At 70.1% G+C, this 13,345-nt stretch carries 16 protein-coding genes; 7 read left to right on the forward strand and 9 right to left on the reverse strand.

The features are described 5' to 3' along the window. Nucleotides 1-10: 10 nt before the first annotated feature. From ACEVQ6_RS10210 to ACEVQ6_RS10220, 3 genes are all read left to right on the forward strand, one after another. Nucleotides 11-799, forward strand: a complete 789-nt coding sequence (locus ACEVQ6_RS10210; RefSeq protein WP_374888858.1) for a transporter substrate-binding domain-containing protein — start codon at nt 11-13, stop codon at nt 797-799. Between the two features lie 62 nt (nt 800-861). Continuing rightward, complete coding sequence (locus ACEVQ6_RS10215; protein WP_374888859.1) at nt 862-1,539, forward strand: GntR family transcriptional regulator; 678 nt, start codon at nt 862-864, stop codon at nt 1,537-1,539. 42 nt (nt 1,540-1,581) lie between these two features. Continuing rightward, nucleotides 1,582-1,995, forward strand: a complete 414-nt coding sequence (locus tag ACEVQ6_RS10220) for a VOC family protein (protein ID WP_374888860.1) — start codon at nt 1,582-1,584, stop codon at nt 1,993-1,995. 69 nt (nt 1,996-2,064) lie between these two features. On the opposite strand, the gene pxpB is transcribed toward ACEVQ6_RS10220, so the two are convergent. Further along, a complete protein-coding gene (pxpB, locus tag ACEVQ6_RS10225) occupies nt 2,065-2,844 on the reverse strand; it encodes a 5-oxoprolinase subunit PxpB (RefSeq protein ID WP_374888861.1) in 780 nt (259 codons plus the stop codon). 131 nt (nt 2,845-2,975) lie between these two features. Here pxpB and ACEVQ6_RS10230 point away from each other — a divergent pair, with 131 nt between their 5' ends. From ACEVQ6_RS10230 to ACEVQ6_RS10240, 3 genes are read left to right on the forward strand one after another with little or no spacing between them, the layout of a single operon-like run. Further along, nucleotides 2,976-3,782, forward strand: a complete 807-nt coding sequence (locus tag ACEVQ6_RS10230) for a LamB/YcsF family protein (protein WP_374888862.1) — start codon at nt 2,976-2,978, stop codon at nt 3,780-3,782. Continuing rightward, entirely contained in the window at nt 3,770-4,714 is a 945-nt protein-coding gene (locus ACEVQ6_RS10235) for a 2-hydroxyacid dehydrogenase (RefSeq protein WP_374888863.1), read from the forward strand. Before ACEVQ6_RS10230 ends, ACEVQ6_RS10235 begins: the two co-directional genes overlap by 13 nt. Before the next feature lie 31 nt (nt 4,715-4,745). Beyond that, complete coding sequence (locus tag ACEVQ6_RS10240) at nt 4,746-5,615, forward strand: D-amino-acid transaminase (protein ID WP_374888864.1); 870 nt, start codon at nt 4,746-4,748, stop codon at nt 5,613-5,615. Here the strand turns inward: ACEVQ6_RS10240 and ACEVQ6_RS10245 are convergent. The 4 genes from ACEVQ6_RS10245 to ACEVQ6_RS10260 form a co-directional block, all read right to left on the reverse strand. Next, on the reverse strand, nt 5,582-6,844 hold the full coding sequence (locus tag ACEVQ6_RS10245; protein ID WP_374888865.1) for a hydantoinase/carbamoylase family amidase: 1,263 nt from the start codon (nt 6,842-6,844) through the stop codon (nt 5,582-5,584). The genes ACEVQ6_RS10240 and ACEVQ6_RS10245 overlap by 34 nt on opposite strands. Next, nucleotides 6,841-7,788, reverse strand: coding sequence for an NAD(P)-dependent oxidoreductase (locus tag ACEVQ6_RS10250; RefSeq protein WP_374888866.1), 948 nt, complete (start codon nt 7,786-7,788; stop codon nt 6,841-6,843). Before ACEVQ6_RS10250 ends, ACEVQ6_RS10245 begins: the two co-directional genes overlap by 4 nt. A 10-nt stretch (nt 7,789-7,798) precedes the next feature. Further along, nucleotides 7,799-8,734, reverse strand: a complete 936-nt coding sequence (locus ACEVQ6_RS10255) for a 5-oxoprolinase subunit C family protein (RefSeq protein WP_374888867.1) — start codon at nt 8,732-8,734, stop codon at nt 7,799-7,801. A gap of 249 nt (nt 8,735-8,983) precedes the next feature. Then, nucleotides 8,984-9,145, reverse strand: coding sequence for a hypothetical protein (locus ACEVQ6_RS10260; protein ID WP_374888868.1), 162 nt, complete (start codon nt 9,143-9,145; stop codon nt 8,984-8,986). Nucleotides 9,146-9,464: 319 nt separating this feature from the next. Here ACEVQ6_RS10260 and ACEVQ6_RS10265 point away from each other — a divergent pair, with 319 nt between their 5' ends. Next, on the forward strand, nt 9,465-9,920 hold the full coding sequence (locus tag ACEVQ6_RS10265; RefSeq protein ID WP_374888869.1) for a MarR family winged helix-turn-helix transcriptional regulator: 456 nt from the start codon (nt 9,465-9,467) through the stop codon (nt 9,918-9,920). On the opposite strand, the gene ACEVQ6_RS10270 is transcribed toward ACEVQ6_RS10265, so the two are convergent. The 4 genes from ACEVQ6_RS10270 to ACEVQ6_RS10285 are packed head-to-tail and all read right to left on the reverse strand — an operon-like array spanning nt 9,913 to nt 13,173. Beyond that, on the reverse strand, nt 9,913-10,611 hold the full coding sequence (locus ACEVQ6_RS10270; protein ID WP_374888870.1) for an ABC transporter ATP-binding protein: 699 nt from the start codon (nt 10,609-10,611) through the stop codon (nt 9,913-9,915). The genes ACEVQ6_RS10265 and ACEVQ6_RS10270 overlap by 8 nt on opposite strands. Before the next feature lie 2 nt (nt 10,612-10,613). Continuing rightward, on the reverse strand, nt 10,614-11,357 hold the full coding sequence (locus ACEVQ6_RS10275; protein WP_374888871.1) for an ABC transporter ATP-binding protein: 744 nt from the start codon (nt 11,355-11,357) through the stop codon (nt 10,614-10,616). Further along, the gene (locus ACEVQ6_RS10280; RefSeq protein WP_374888872.1) at nt 11,345-12,295 is read right to left on the reverse strand and encodes a branched-chain amino acid ABC transporter permease; all 951 of its coding nucleotides are present in this window, start codon (nt 12,293-12,295) and stop codon (nt 11,345-11,347) included. The genes ACEVQ6_RS10275 and ACEVQ6_RS10280 overlap by 13 nt, the downstream gene beginning before the upstream one ends. Next, on the reverse strand, nt 12,292-13,173 hold the full coding sequence (locus tag ACEVQ6_RS10285) for a branched-chain amino acid ABC transporter permease (RefSeq protein WP_374888873.1): 882 nt from the start codon (nt 13,171-13,173) through the stop codon (nt 12,292-12,294). The genes ACEVQ6_RS10280 and ACEVQ6_RS10285 overlap by 4 nt, the downstream gene beginning before the upstream one ends. Between the last annotated feature and the right edge of the window lie 172 nt (nt 13,174-13,345).

A 13,345-nucleotide genomic window follows, 5' to 3' on the forward strand; every position in this document is an offset into this window, starting at 1 on the left:
GAACAGACAGATGACACTGAAGACATTCGCCTTCGCGCTCGCGGCCCTTGCCGCCGCAGCCCTTTCCTCCGCCGCCGCGGCCGCCGACCTCGAACTCCTCGAGGCCGGAAAGCTCCAGGTCGCGACCGAGGGTACCTATCCGCCCTTCAGCATGCGCGCGCCGGACGGCACGCTGGACGGGCTGGAGATCCGCGTGATGAAGGAGGTGGCGAAGCGCCTCGACCTCGAATACGTGCCCGTGCTGATCAAATGGGATTCGCTGCTCGTCGGGCTCGAGGCCGACCAGTATGACGTGATCAGCGCCGCGATGGACATCACCGAGAAGCGCCAGCAGCAGGTCGCCTTCGCCGACGGCTGGCTGGAATCGGGCGGCCGGGTCGTCGTCGGCACGGGGTCCGACATCAAGAGCGCCGCCGACCTCAAGGGCCGCACGGTCGGCGCGCTGGTCGCCTCCAGCTGGACGGCGATCGCCGAGGAGAAGGGCGCGACGGTCAAGGGCTACAAGGCGGAATCGGACGCGATGCAGGATCTCGTCAACGGCAATGTCGACGCCGTCATCACCGACGCGATCGCCGCCGCCTATGCGATCAAGACCGCGAACATGCCGCTGAAGATGACCGACGACTATGTCAGCCACGTGCAGAAGGGCTTTCCCTTCAAGAAGGGCAAGCCGAACCTCGTGGCCGCCGTAAACAAGGCGCTCGCCGACATGACGGCGGACGGCACCTATGCGACGCTGACCACCGATCTGATCGGCATCGATCCGGCGCCGAAGGAACCGATCCGGACGATCGAATAAGGGCTGACCAGGGGCCCGGGCATCGCTATGGGTGCCCGGGGATGACGGAACGGGAGAGACGCATGGCAAGCCCCGGCGACACGGCACCGGAGATCTTCGGTGACGAGAAGGTGAGCAGCCTCGGCGAAATGGCCTATGAGCGCCTGCTCGACATGATGATCCGCCGGGAACTGGCGGTCAACACGGTGCTGCAGGAACGCCCGCTCGCCGAGTTCCTGAAGATCTCGCGCACGCCGCTGCGCCACGCGCTGAACCGGCTGGAGAACGAGGGCTTTCTCGACCGCACGCCGGGCCGCGCCCTGGTGGTCAAGGCCTTCTCCACCCGCGAGCTGATCGAGACGCTGCATGTGCGCGCCGTCCTCGAGATGGAGGCGACGCGGCTTTCGATCGGCCGCATCCCGCCCGCCGAGCTCGACGCCAGCGAACGCGACATCATCCTGCTGCTCGCCAGCGACACGCCGACCGCCGAGGACGACTGGCGCATCGACAGCCGCTTCCACGGCATGATCGCGCAGTACAGCGGCAATGCCGTCCTCGCCGGCATGATCGAGACGCTGCGGCTGAAGACGCACATGTTCAACATGTTCCGCGTGCCGGAACGTTTCGAGGTCGGCCATCGCGAACATCTCGCCATCATCGACGCGCTGCGGCGCGGCGACGCGGAGGCGGCCAGAAACGGCATCCGCGGCCATATCGACAATGTGAAGACCAGCATCATCGACAAGCTGAGCGAGATCTGATCAGCCCGTTTCCGCCTGAACTCCATGACAAGGACAAGCCCCATGCGCTCGCTCTTCCACCTCGCCTACCACGTCAACGACCTCGACGACTGCCGCCGCTTCTATGGCGGCGTGCTCGGCTGCGAGGAAGGCCGCAGCACCGACACCTGGGTCGATTTCGACTTTTTCGGCCACCAGATCTCGCTGCATCTCGGCACGCCGTTCGAGACCACCCGCACCGGCAAGGTCGGCGACCACCTGGTGATGATGCCCCATCTCGGCGTGGTGCTGCCGCTTAACGACTGGTTCGCGCTGGCGGCGCGTCTGGAGGAGGCGGGGATCGCCTTCGACATTCCTCCCGTCGTCCGCTTCGAGGGCGAGCCCGGCGAGCAGCGCACCATGTTCTTCTTCGATCCGAGCGGCAACCCGATCGAGGTGAAGGGTTTCAAGGATTTCGACGGCGTCTTCGCCAGGTAGGCCGGTCCGGTGAAGGGGAAACCTCCGAGCATCCCGGCCGCCCGACGGCCCTGCCTCGCCGGCGCTGGCCTACGCCTCTTCGCATTCGGCGCAGATCTCGCCCTTCTCGCTCAGCGCATCGAGGCGCCGGGCCTCGGCGGGACCGACCGGATGGAAGCGGATGCGGTCGCCGGCCTCGAAGACGAAGGGCATCTCTCTCCGCGTGTCGAAGCTTTTCAGCGGCGTCCGGCCGAGATAGCGCCAGCCGCTCGGCGAGGCGACGGAATTGACCGAGGCCTGCATGCCGCCGATGCCGATGCCGCCGGCCGGCGTCAGCTGGCGCGGCACCTTCAGCCGCGGCGTGTGCAGGATCTCCGGCAGGCCGCCGAGATAGGCGAAGCCGGGCGTGAAGCCGATCATGTAGACCTGGTAGGTGGCGCCGGAATGAAGGGCGACGAGTTCGTCCGTCGTGATCCCCTTCATCTGCGCCATCGCCTCGAAATCGAGGCCGGCCTCATGGCCGTAGAGCACCGGCACGTGCCAGAGGCGGGCCGCCTCACGCCCCGCCTCGATCGTCCGGTTGAGCTCGACCAAGCGGCGGCCGAGATCGGCGCCGCGCGTCACTTCCGGATCGTAGCAGACGATCAGCGAGCGGTAGGTCGGCGCCGTCTCGACGATGCCGGCGACCGGCCTTCGCGCCAGCGCGCGGTCGAGCGCGACCACGCGGGCATTGATCTCCGGGTCGATCGCCGTGCCGAATTCGAGGACGATCGCCTGGTCGCCCGCCGGCAGCACCACCGGATCATCCGCCGAACTCGCCGCCTGTCCGCCCGCCCGCTGCATCCCCGTCTCGCCTCCGCTCGTGTCCACATGTCGCCCGACCTGCCGCAGCAGGCGGATATCCTCTCGCATAGCACAGGCGCTCTTGGTATACCCGAGGTATTTCCAGAAAACCGGGGCTTCCTGCCGGTCCCACCCGTCGCGACGGGAATGGTTTCACCATGACGGCCAGCATCGACCTCAACTGCGACATGGGCGAATCCTTCGGCGCTCACCGGATCGGCGACGACGCGGCGATGATGCCGCTGATCACGAGCGCCAATGTCGCCTGCGGCTTCCATGGCGGCGATCCGCCGGTCATCGGCGCGACGCTCGCCCTGGCGAAGGCGGCAGGCGTCGCCGTCGGCGCCCATCCCTCCTTCATGGACCTCTACGGTTTCGGCCGCCGCAGGATCATGGGCGAGCGCCCGGAGGATCTCAAGGCGCAGCTCGTCTACCAGATCGGCGCGGTGAAGGTGATGGCCGACAGCCTCGGCTGGCCGATCACCCATGTGAAGACCCACGGTGCGCTCGGCAACATGGCGGCGGAAGATCCGGCGCTCGCCGCCGTCTGCGTCGGCGCGCTCCGCGCCGTCGACCCGACGCTGGCGCTGGTGGCCATGCCCTATTCCGCCCTGATGCGGGCGGCGGAGGCGGCCGGCGTCACCGTCGTCTGCGAGGTCTATGCCGACCGGCGCTATGCCGATAACGGCATGCTGATGCCGCGCGGGCTCGCCGGCGCGGTGATCCACGATCCCGAGGAAAGCCTGCGCCAGGTGCTGTCGATGGTGCTCGACGGCCATGTCCCCACGGTCGGCGGCAAAAGGCTGCCGGTCAGCGCCGACACGCTCTGCATCCATGGCGACACGCAAGGGGCGGTGGACATCGCCCGCCGGCTGCGCGACAAGCTCGACGCGGCCGGTATCGCCGTCCGTCCCTTCCGCCTCCCGTTTCACCCTTCCCCGGAGGATCGCCCATGCAGCGCCTGATCGCCCTCGTCACCCGCGCCGGCGCGGAGGCGGAAAACGCCTGGCTCGACCGGCTCCGCCCGGCGCTGCCGGACGAAACCATCGTCCCGTTCCGCGACCTTGATGTGGCTGCGCGGGCGCGCGTCGACATCGCCATCGTCGCCAATCCCGACCCGGCCGAGGTTTCGGCCCTGCCGAACCTCGTCTGGATCCACAGCCTCTGGGCCGGCGTCGAGCGGCTGGTGCTGGAGCTCGCCGACCTGCCTGTGCCGATCGTCCGCCTGGTCGATCCGCAGCTGAGCGCGACGATGGCGGAGGCGGTGCTGGCCTGGACCTATTACCTCTTCCGCGACATGCCGGACTATGCCCGCCAGCAGCGGGAGCGGCGCTGGAACCCGCTGCCCTACCGCCGCGCCGGCGACACGACGGTGTCCCTGCTCGGGCTCGGCACGCTCGGGGCCGCCGCCGCCGGCCGGCTGATCGAGGCCGGCTTCCGGGTGCAGGGCTGGAGCCGGACGGAAAAACACCTCGACGGCGTCGCCGCCTTTTCGGGCGAGGAGGGCCTCAAGGCGATGCTGTCCTCGACGGACATCCTCGTCTGCCTGCTGCCGCTGACGGCGCAGACGCGCGGCCGCGTCGACGGCGCCGTGCTGCGGCACCTGCCAAAAGGCGCCTGCCTGATCAATTTCGCCCGCGGGCCGGTCTTGGTCGCGCCGGACCTGATCGCAGCCCTCGACGCCGGCACGCTCAGGCATGCCGTGCTCGACGTCTTCGACGTGGAGCCGCTGCCGGCCGACGATCCGTTCTGGGCGCATCCTTCCGTGACCGTCCTGCCGCACATCTCCGCCCCGACCGACCGCGACACGGCGGCGGCGATCGTCGCCGGAAACATCCGTGCGTTCCGCGCCACCGGATCCCTTCCCGCCACCGTCGACCGCCGGCGCGGCTATTGACCGTTTCGATCCCACCTCAGGAATGACCGACATGAGCAGCACCGAACGCATCGTCTATGTCAACGGCGACTACTGCGCCGAATCGCAGGCGAGGATCTCCATCTTCGATCGCGGCAACCTCTTCGCCGACGCCGTCTACGAGGTGACCTGCGTGCTCGACGGCAGGCTCGTCGATTTCGACGGTCACATGGCCCGGCTGCAACGCTCCTTCGAGGCGCTGTCGATGACGCCGGCCGGCGTCGACCGCGAGACGCTGCTCTCGATCCACCGGCAGCTCGTGGACCGCAACGGCCTTAAGGAAGGCCTGATCTACCTGCAGGTCTCGCGCGGCGTCGCCGACCGCGACTTCGCCTTCCCGCCGGCCGCGACGCCGCCCGGCATCCTCCTCTTCACGCAGGAAAAGGTGGTGATCGACAGCCCGCTTGCCCGGCGCGGCCTTTCGGTGATCAGCCTGCCCGACATCCGCTGGGGTCGGCGCGACATCAAGACGGTGCAGCTCCTCTATCCCTCGCTCGCCAAGCAGGAAGCGGTGAAGGCCGGCGCCGACGATGCCTTCCTCGTCGAGGACGGCGTCGTCACCGAGGCGTCCTCCGCCAATGCCTGGATCGTCACCGGCGACCGGACCCTCGTCACCCGGCCGCTGTCGAACGCGATCCTGCACGGCATCACCCGCAAGGCGGTCCTGCATTTCGTCGGTGAAGCCGGCTACCGGCTGGAGGAGCGCGCCTTCACCCTTGACGAGGCGAAGGCGGCCGCCGAGGCCTTCATCACCTCCGCCACCTCCTTCGTCACCGCCGTCACCCGCATCGACGGCACGCCGGTCGGCGACGGGACGATCGGCCCGGTCGCCGGCAGGCTGCGCGAGATCTATATCGGGCGGGCGCGCGGCGCGGCGATCTGACCGTCGCGAAAGGCGGCATGGACGAGGCGGACGGCCTCGGCGAGGTCGTCGAGGTCCATCGCCTCGTCGGGAGTGTGGCTGCCGTTCCAGTTGCGCAGGAACACCATGCCGGCCTGCCAGCCGGCGGCGGCGAAGGCGGCCGCGTCGTGCCCGCCGCCGGAGAGCATCCGGCGCGGCGGCATGCCGCCCGCCGCCCGTATGAGCCCGTCGATCAGCGCCGGCGACAGAGGCGCGGGCTCGCTGCGCGAGGCGGGCCCGAGGATGACGCGCACGCCGCGCGCGGCCTCGATCGCGCCGATCTCCCGCCTCAGGACACCGTCGAAGGCATCGAGCAGGGCCGCGTCGTCGCTGCGCAGGTCGAGGCAGAAATCGAGCCGGCCCGGCACCTTGGCGAAGGCGTGGTCGGGGCTTGCCGCATCGACGCGGCCGACGGTCACGGCGAGATCGCCGCCCTCGTCGAGCACCCGTCCCCAGTGCCGGTCGAGCGCCGTGACGAGATCGGCGAGCGCGAAGACGGCGTCGGCGCGCAGATGACGGGGCGCGCCGCCGGAATGGGCCCAGACGCCGTCGATCCGGGCGGCGCGGTAGCGCAATCCCCCGCGTACGCCGGTGACGAGGGCGAAGGCCTCGCCGGCCGCCGCCAGCACCGGCCCCTGCTCGATGTGGAATTCGAGGAAGGTCGCGGGCGGCAGGCCGGAACCGGCCAGCACCGCCTCCGGATCGCCGCCCTCCTCGCGCAGGTGATCGGCGAGCGACCGGCCGCTGTCGGCGCGCGGCGCGGCAAGCTCGTCCGGCCGGAGCCGGCCGAGACCGGCGCGCGCACCGGCATAGGACACCGGAAACCAGACGCTCTCCTCCGCCCGCGTCGCCGTGACGACGAGATCGACCGGCGGCGGCTCCCCGCTTTCGACGAAGAGCGCGGCGAGCGCCATCGCGGCGGCGACGCCGGCGGCCCCGTCGAAGGCGCCGCCGGCCGGAACCGTGTCGAGATGCGAGCCGACATGCAGCGCCGGCGCATCGCGGTCGCGCCCCTTCAGGCGGGCGAAGAGGTTGAGCGCGGCATCGCGGCCGACGTCGAGCCCGAGCCGCCCGGCGGCCTCGGCCACGACACCGTGCGCGGCGCTTTCGAGCGGGCTGTAGGAGGGGCGGGTGAAGCCGGGGCCGGGGGCGGAGATCGCGTTGATCCGCGCAAGCAGCCGTTCGAGCGTGTCGCGGACGGGATCGGTCATGCGAGGCTCCAGTCCGGCAGGTTGAGTGCCGTCGCCGGCCGGGTGCCGGCAAGGGCGCAGAGCACGTTGCGGGCGCTGCCGATGGCGACGCGGCGCAGCGCTTCGCCCGTTGCGCCGCCGAGATGCGGCGTGAAGATCACCCGGCCGGAGCGGGCGAGCGGCCCCTGCGGCGCGCCGTGGGAATAGACGTCGAGGCCGGCGGCGGCGACGCGGCCGTCCGCGATCGCCTCGGCGAGGGCCGCCTCGTCGACGAGACCGGCGCGGGCGGTGTTGACGAGCAGGGCACCGGGCTTCACCCGCGCCAGCGCCGCCGGGCCGATCAGGCCGCGGGTCTCGGGCCGGAGCGGCGTGTGCAGCGAGACGAGGTCGGCCGCCGCCAGTCCTTCCTCCAGCGAGAGGGCGCGTTCGAAACCGCCGAGATCGGCAACGCGCGGCGAATGGACGAGCACGCGCATGCCGAACGCGGCAGCGAGCATCTGCCCGAGGCCGGCCCCCGTCGCGCCCCAGCCGACGATCAGCGCGGTCTTGCCCGAAAGCTCGACGGTCCCGGCCCGCTCACGGAAACCGTGCTCGCCGGCCCGCTCCGCCCGGTCGGCCGCCGGAATGAGCCGGGCGGCGGCGAGCGCCAGACCGAGCGCCATTTCCGAAACCGAGCGGGCATTGGCCCCCGGCGTGTTGCAGACGAGGATGCCGCGCGCGCTGGCGGCCTCCTTGTCGACCGCGTCATGGCCGGCCCCGTGGACGACGACCACGCGCAGCCTGTCGGCGGCGGAAAAGGCGGCGGCGGAAAAGCCCGCGTCGCGCGTGATCGCGGCATCGCAGCCCGGCACGAGGCGCGCGACGGTGTCCATGTCGCTCGACGGACAGGAGACCGGCTCGACGCCGGCCTCGCGCAGAAGGGCTAGGCCGTCCGCATGGACCGGCTGGACGATCAGGCATTTCATCCGAGGCTCCTCATGACGCGGCGAGGCTGTCGATCGCGTCGGCCAGCGCCTTGCGTTCCGCCAGAAGAAGCGCCTCGCCCTCGGCCTGATCGATCGCGGCGAAGCGGAGCCTTGCACCGGTGACCATCTGCGCCAGGCGCGGCAGGTCGACCGAGGCGACCGTGGCGATCTTCGGATAGCCCCCGGTCGTCTGCCGGTCGGCCATCAGCACGATCGGGTTGCCGGAGCCGGGCACCTGGATCGAGCCCGCGAGCGTCGCGTCGGAGACGATGTCGTGCCCTTTCGCCGCGACGACCGGCGGCCCTTCGAGCACCGTGGCCATGCGGTCGCGGCGGGACGAGACGGCAAAGGCCTGGCGAAGGAAGACGGCCCAGCCGGCCGCGTCGAAATGATCCGCCTGGGGACCCGGGATCACCCGCACCGGCCCGCCGCTGCGGCGCCAGATCGCCGTCAGGCGCCGCGCCGGCCCGGGCGCTCCCTCCCCGAGCGGCAGCACGTCGCCGCCCGCGAGCACGCGCCCGTCGAGGCCGCCGACGGCGGTGCGCAGATGCGTCGCGCGGGCGCCGAGCACCGGCGGCGTGTCGATGCCCCCGGAAACCGCGACATAGCCCCAGACCGCGCCGCGCATCGCGCCGATCGAGAGAACCTCGCCCGGCGACAGCCGATGGCTCTCCCAGCCCGGCACGGCACGCCCGTCGATGCGGATGTCGACGGCACCCCCGGTCACGGCGACCAGCACCGGCCTGTCGACCGAGAGGCGTCCGCCGATGACGGCGAATTCGAGGGCGGCGGCCGCGGGGCCGTTGCCGACCAGCGCATTGGCGATCGCGAAGGCGGAGGCGTCCATCGGACCGGAGCGGGAGACGCCGGACCGCAGCAGGCCGAGCCGGCCGCGATCCTGCACCGTCATCATCAGCCCGGGCTGGAGGAGAGTGAGCGCCGTCATTCCGGGCGTCCGGCGCAAGGTCGGCAGGAAAGGGAGGAAGCATCAGCGCGGGGCATGGCATTGTCCAGAGAAGGCATCGTCGCCTGAGCTTAACGTCGCAACCCCTCCCGCCCAAGCCTTGTCCGGCGTGCGGGCGTCACAAAAGACGGGACCCGGCCGTCTTCAGGCGATTTTCGGTATACCAGATGTATCCCTGCAACAGGCGTGGAAGGCCGCCTGGAGAGCGATGGGACGATCGGGACAAGGGCGTCAGTGGACGCTCGGCTGCGGAAGCGCGTCGCAGAGGATGCGATGGGCATCCGTCAGCGCGCCGACGAGGATGTCGGTCAGCGCATCGGCGTCGTTTTCCTCGAGGTAGAGCGCCAGCAGGCTCTCGTGAAGGCCGGCCTGCGGCTCGAATTCATTCGACATCTCTTCGTCCCGTCGCGGCCGGCTTGCATTCCGGCAGGATCCGCAGGCTAGGCGCGACGGCTTGCGCCGGGCTGGACGGCGCAGGGCGCAACGGGGCAGTCGGGCGGAACCGAGGGCAAGGACCCCGGCGCCGCCGATTCGGGATCGGGTACGGCATGGGGCAGGGCTTAAGGAGACCGGGCGCCGAGATCAAGCGCGCTCCGGACGCGGGAACGTCGGGCGGCCCGATTGTTTGCGCCTGTGTGGCGAAATCCGCTTGCGGCACGGCCGGCCGGGGCCTAAACCTCTGGAATTGCAGGAGCGAAAGGGCGGGCGCGGCGTGACGGAGCAAGCGGCGGGCGAGGAGCGCGACAGGACGAGGATCGAGGAGTACCGGCTCCTCGAGCAGGTCGGATACCATTTGCGCCTCGCCAACCAGCGCTATGTCGGCATCTTCACCAGCATGATCGGCGACCGGCTGACGACGACGCAATGGGCGGCGCTGATCAAGCTCTACGAGGTGCAGCCCTGTTCGCAGAACAAGCTCGGCCGCGAGATCGCGCTCGATGTCGCCACCATCAAGGGCGTGGTCGATCGCCTCGTGCTACGCGGCTATGTGCGGGCCGAGCCCGACGAGACGGACGGGCGCCGCCGTGTCCTCTCCGTCACCCCCGAGGGCGTCGCGGCGATCCGCCGCAACCTCGGACCCGCTTTCGCCATCACCGAAAAGGCGCTGGAGCCGCTGACGCCGGCCGAGCAGATGATGCTCTACGAACTCTTGCAGAAGATCAGCTGATCCCGACATAGCGCGACAGGAGCGACGGATCGGCGCCGAGCGCCGAGGCCGGAAGACTTGCCCGCGTCCGGCCGTTTTCAAGGAAGGTCACGCGGTCGGCGACGGACAGCACCGCATCGACCCGCTGCTCGACGAGCAGGATCGCCTTTCCCCCGCCGCGCAGCGTTTCGATCGCTTGGCGGATCGTCGAAATCATCGACGGCATCAGCCCTTCGGTCGGCTCGTCGAGCAGGATCAGCGACGGTTCGAGGCAGAGCGCACGCGCCATGGCGAGCATCTGCTGCTCGCCGCCGGAGAGCGTGCCGGACACCTGGCCCAGCCGTTCGCCAAGCCTCGGAAAGAGGGCGAGCGCAGCCTCCAGCGCCGCCCGCGGCCGCCGCCGCGCCATCAGGCCGATCTCGAGGTTTTCCCGCACCGTCAGTTCGGAAAAGAGGCGGCGACCCTGCGGCACATAGCCGATGCCGAGGCGCGGCACCGCATGGGCCGGCAGCGCCGTCAATTCCTGCCCTTCGAACAGGATGCTGCCCGAGCGCGCCCGCATCAGCCCCATGACGGCGCGCAGCAGCGTCGTCTTGCCGGCGCCGTTGCGGCCGAGAAGGCAATGCACCTCGCCGGCCGCGACCGTCAGCGACACGTCCCTCAGCGTCGGGCTCGCGCCATGGTCGACGTCCAGTCCGGCAATGGTCAGCATGGTCACCCTCCGAGATAGGCCGCCTGCACGGCGGCGTCGGCGCGGATCTCGGCCGGCGTGCCGCTGGCGAGAACCCGGCCGCCGTCGAGCACGGTGATGCGGTCGGCGAGCCGCATGACGACCGGCATGTTGTGTTCGATGAGGAGCACGGTGGCATCGCGCGCGATTTCGCGGACGAGGACGCAGAAGGCCTCGATCTCGCCGTCGGCAAGCCCCTGGGTCGGCTCGTCGAGGATCAGGAGCCTCGGCTCGAGCGCGAGCCCCATCGCCACCTCGAGCAGGCGCTGGTGGCCATAGGACAGGGCGCCCGCCGGGGTGGCGGCGCGCTCCGACAGGCCGACGCGTGCCAGCGCCGCGCCCGCCCGCGCGGTGACCGTCGCCTCCGGCACACGGCCGAGAAGGCCGTTTTTCCGGGAAAGGGCGCTCTGCGCCGCAAGGGCTGCGTTCTCCAGGACGGTGAGGCGCGGATAGATGCTGGTGATCTGGAACGTATAGGCGATGCCCGCGGCGACGCGCCGGTGCGCCGGCTCGGTGGTGATGTCCCGGCCAAGGAAGGTGACGGTGCCGGCGTCGGGCGCGATGCGGCCCGACAGAAGCGAGACGAAGGTGGTCTTGCCGGCGCCGTTCGGGCCGATCAGGGCGCGGATCTCCCCTTGGGCAAGGTCGAAATCGACGGCGTCGACCGCCGTCAGCCCGCCGAAGCGGCGCGTCAGCCCGCGTGTCGACAGGAGTGTCACGGCAGCCATGGCAGCCACCTTTCCCGGACCGTCCCGAGCAGGCCCTTCGGGAAGAAGAGGACGAGCGCGACCAGCACCACGCCGGTCACCAGGAGGTAGGCGCTGGTATGGGCGCTGATCAGGTCGACGAGGTAGAACATCACCAGCGTGCCGACAAGCGGACCCAGCACCGTGCCGGCCCCGCCGAGCAGCGTGTGCAGCAGCGCGTCGATCGAATAGGAGATCGCGGCGAAGGACGAGCCGACATAGGCAAAGAGGAGCGCGTAGGCGGCACCCGCCGTCGCCGAGATCGTGCCGGAGAGCACCAGCGCCCTGAGCTTCAGCCGGAACGTGTCGTAGCCGAGCATCAGCGTGCGCGGCTCGTTCTCGCGGATCGCCACCAGCGGCCGGCCGGAGGGTCCCTTCACGATGGCGAGCACCACCGCCATGGTCAGCGCGAGCAGCAGGAGCGCGAGATTGTAGCGCAGCGCCGGATCGGTGAGGTCGAAACGATGGCCGGCAAGCGTGAAGGCACGGGCGGCGGCGGGCATGACCAGCCCCTCGTCTCCCCGCGTGTAGTTGGTGAAGTAGAGCGTCGAGAGATAGGCGACCTGCGCGAACATCATGGTGACGATCATGAAGGCGACGCCGCTGGTGCGCAGCGCGACGAGGCCGATGACGAGCGACAGCGCGGCACCGGCGGCGATGCCGGCGAGGAAGGCCGCCGGCACGCTCCAGCCGAGATGATAGGCCGAAAGCCCGGCGCCGTAGAGGCCGGCGGCGAAGAACATCGCATGGCCGAGGCTGAGCAGCCCGGTATAGCCGAACAGCAGGTTGTAGCCCATGGCGAAGGTGGCGAGCACCATGATCCGCGTCAGGGCGAGTTGGTGATAGGCCGGCAGCACGAATTGCAGCGCGAAGAGCAGGAGAAGCACGCCGGCATGGAGGAGAAGGACCTTGAGCCTCATCGCGCCTTCACTCCGAAGAGCCCCTCCGGCTTGAACACCAGCACAAGGGCGACGGCGAGCGTCGAGATCATCTTGGCGAGCGTCGGCGAGAAGAACACCGAGACGATGCCGTCGGAAAGGCCGATGACGAGGGCCGCGATCACCGTGCCGCGGATGCTGCCGAGCCCGCCGATGATGACGACGATGAAGGAGAGCAGCAGCGGATCGAGCCCCATCAGGTAATGCGCCTGCCGGATCGGCACGATCAGCACGGCGGCGACGGCCGCCAGCATGGCGCCGGCGGCGAACACCCCGGCATAGACGCGGCCGACCGGGATGGCGAAGGCCTCCGCCGTCTCGCGGTCGAACTGGGTGGCGCGCATCAGGAGGCCGATGCGCGTGCGCGTCAGCACGAACCAGAACAGGCCGACAAGCGCGAAGGCGGCGGCGATGACGAAGAGATTGTAGCCGGAATAGCCGAACCAGGGGAGCTGGACGCGAAGGGAAAAGGGCGCCTGCACCGGGCGCGCATCCGGGCCGAACAGGATCAGCACGCTCTGCTGGAGGATATAGAGCATGCCGATGGTCGCGACGATGGTCGCTTCCGGATCGTAGTTCAGCCGGCGCAGGACCGCGCGCTCGGCAAGGAGGGCGAGGGCGCCGACGACGAGCGGCGCGACGAGGAGCGCGGCGGCGAAGCCGAGCGCCGGATGGCCGGGAAATTCCGCCGCCACGAACCAGGCGACGACGGCGCCGAGCATGTAGAATTCGCCATGGGCGACATTGACGACACGCATGACGCCGAAGACGAGGCTCAGGCCCAGCGCCGTCAGCATCAGCACGGCCGCCTGCACCAGCCCTTCCAGCGTGGCGAGGAGCAAGTATGGGCCGAAGGCCACGTCCGGTCTCCTGTGGCAATGTGCCCGGCGGGCGGTTGAAGCGAGCGCATATCAGGCCGGCGCAGGGTCGCCCCGGCGGACAGCGCCCTCGGAAACGAGAAGGTAGGGCACATCCGGCGAAAATGAAATCGCCGGCGCCGGCGGATCGCGGCGCCGTGACGGCGCGTCGGAC

Origin of the sequence: Ensifer soli (genome assembly GCF_041928815.1) — a bacterium.
In the GTDB taxonomy this organism is placed as follows: Bacteria; Pseudomonadota; Alphaproteobacteria; order Rhizobiales; family Rhizobiaceae; genus JBHFEI01.

What these genes read in the sequence shown, in the direction of transcription:
- ACEVQ6_RS10255 (WP_374888867.1), bottom strand. Translation starts at nt 8,734, where the DNA reads ATGACGGCGCTCACTCTCCTCCAGCCCGGGCTGATGATGACGGTGCAG.
- ACEVQ6_RS10215 (WP_374888859.1), top strand. Translation starts at nt 862, where the DNA reads ATGGCAAGCCCCGGCGACACGGCACCGGAGATCTTCGGTGACGAGAAG.
- ACEVQ6_RS10230 (WP_374888862.1), top strand. Translation starts at nt 2,976, where the DNA reads ATGACGGCCAGCATCGACCTCAACTGCGACATGGGCGAATCCTTCGGC.
- ACEVQ6_RS10220 (WP_374888860.1), top strand. Translation starts at nt 1,582, where the DNA reads ATGCGCTCGCTCTTCCACCTCGCCTACCACGTCAACGACCTCGACGAC.
- ACEVQ6_RS10280 (WP_374888872.1), bottom strand. Translation starts at nt 12,295, where the DNA reads ATGAGGCTCAAGGTCCTTCTCCTCCATGCCGGCGTGCTTCTCCTGCTC.
- ACEVQ6_RS10250 (WP_374888866.1), bottom strand. Translation starts at nt 7,788, where the DNA reads ATGAAATGCCTGATCGTCCAGCCGGTCCATGCGGACGGCCTAGCCCTT.
- ACEVQ6_RS10240 (WP_374888864.1), top strand. Translation starts at nt 4,746, where the DNA reads ATGAGCAGCACCGAACGCATCGTCTATGTCAACGGCGACTACTGCGCC.
- ACEVQ6_RS10270 (WP_374888870.1), bottom strand. Translation starts at nt 10,611, where the DNA reads ATGCTGACCATTGCCGGACTGGACGTCGACCATGGCGCGAGCCCGACG.
- ACEVQ6_RS10235 (WP_374888863.1), top strand. Translation starts at nt 3,770, where the DNA reads ATGCAGCGCCTGATCGCCCTCGTCACCCGCGCCGGCGCGGAGGCGGAA.
- ACEVQ6_RS10275 (WP_374888871.1), bottom strand. Translation starts at nt 11,357, where the DNA reads ATGGCTGCCGTGACACTCCTGTCGACACGCGGGCTGACGCGCCGCTTC.
- ACEVQ6_RS10245 (WP_374888865.1), bottom strand. Translation starts at nt 6,844, where the DNA reads ATGACCGATCCCGTCCGCGACACGCTCGAACGGCTGCTTGCGCGGATC.
- ACEVQ6_RS10210 (WP_374888858.1), top strand. Translation starts at nt 11, where the DNA reads ATGACACTGAAGACATTCGCCTTCGCGCTCGCGGCCCTTGCCGCCGCA.
- ACEVQ6_RS10260 (WP_374888868.1), bottom strand. Translation starts at nt 9,145, where the DNA reads ATGTCGAATGAATTCGAGCCGCAGGCCGGCCTTCACGAGAGCCTGCTG.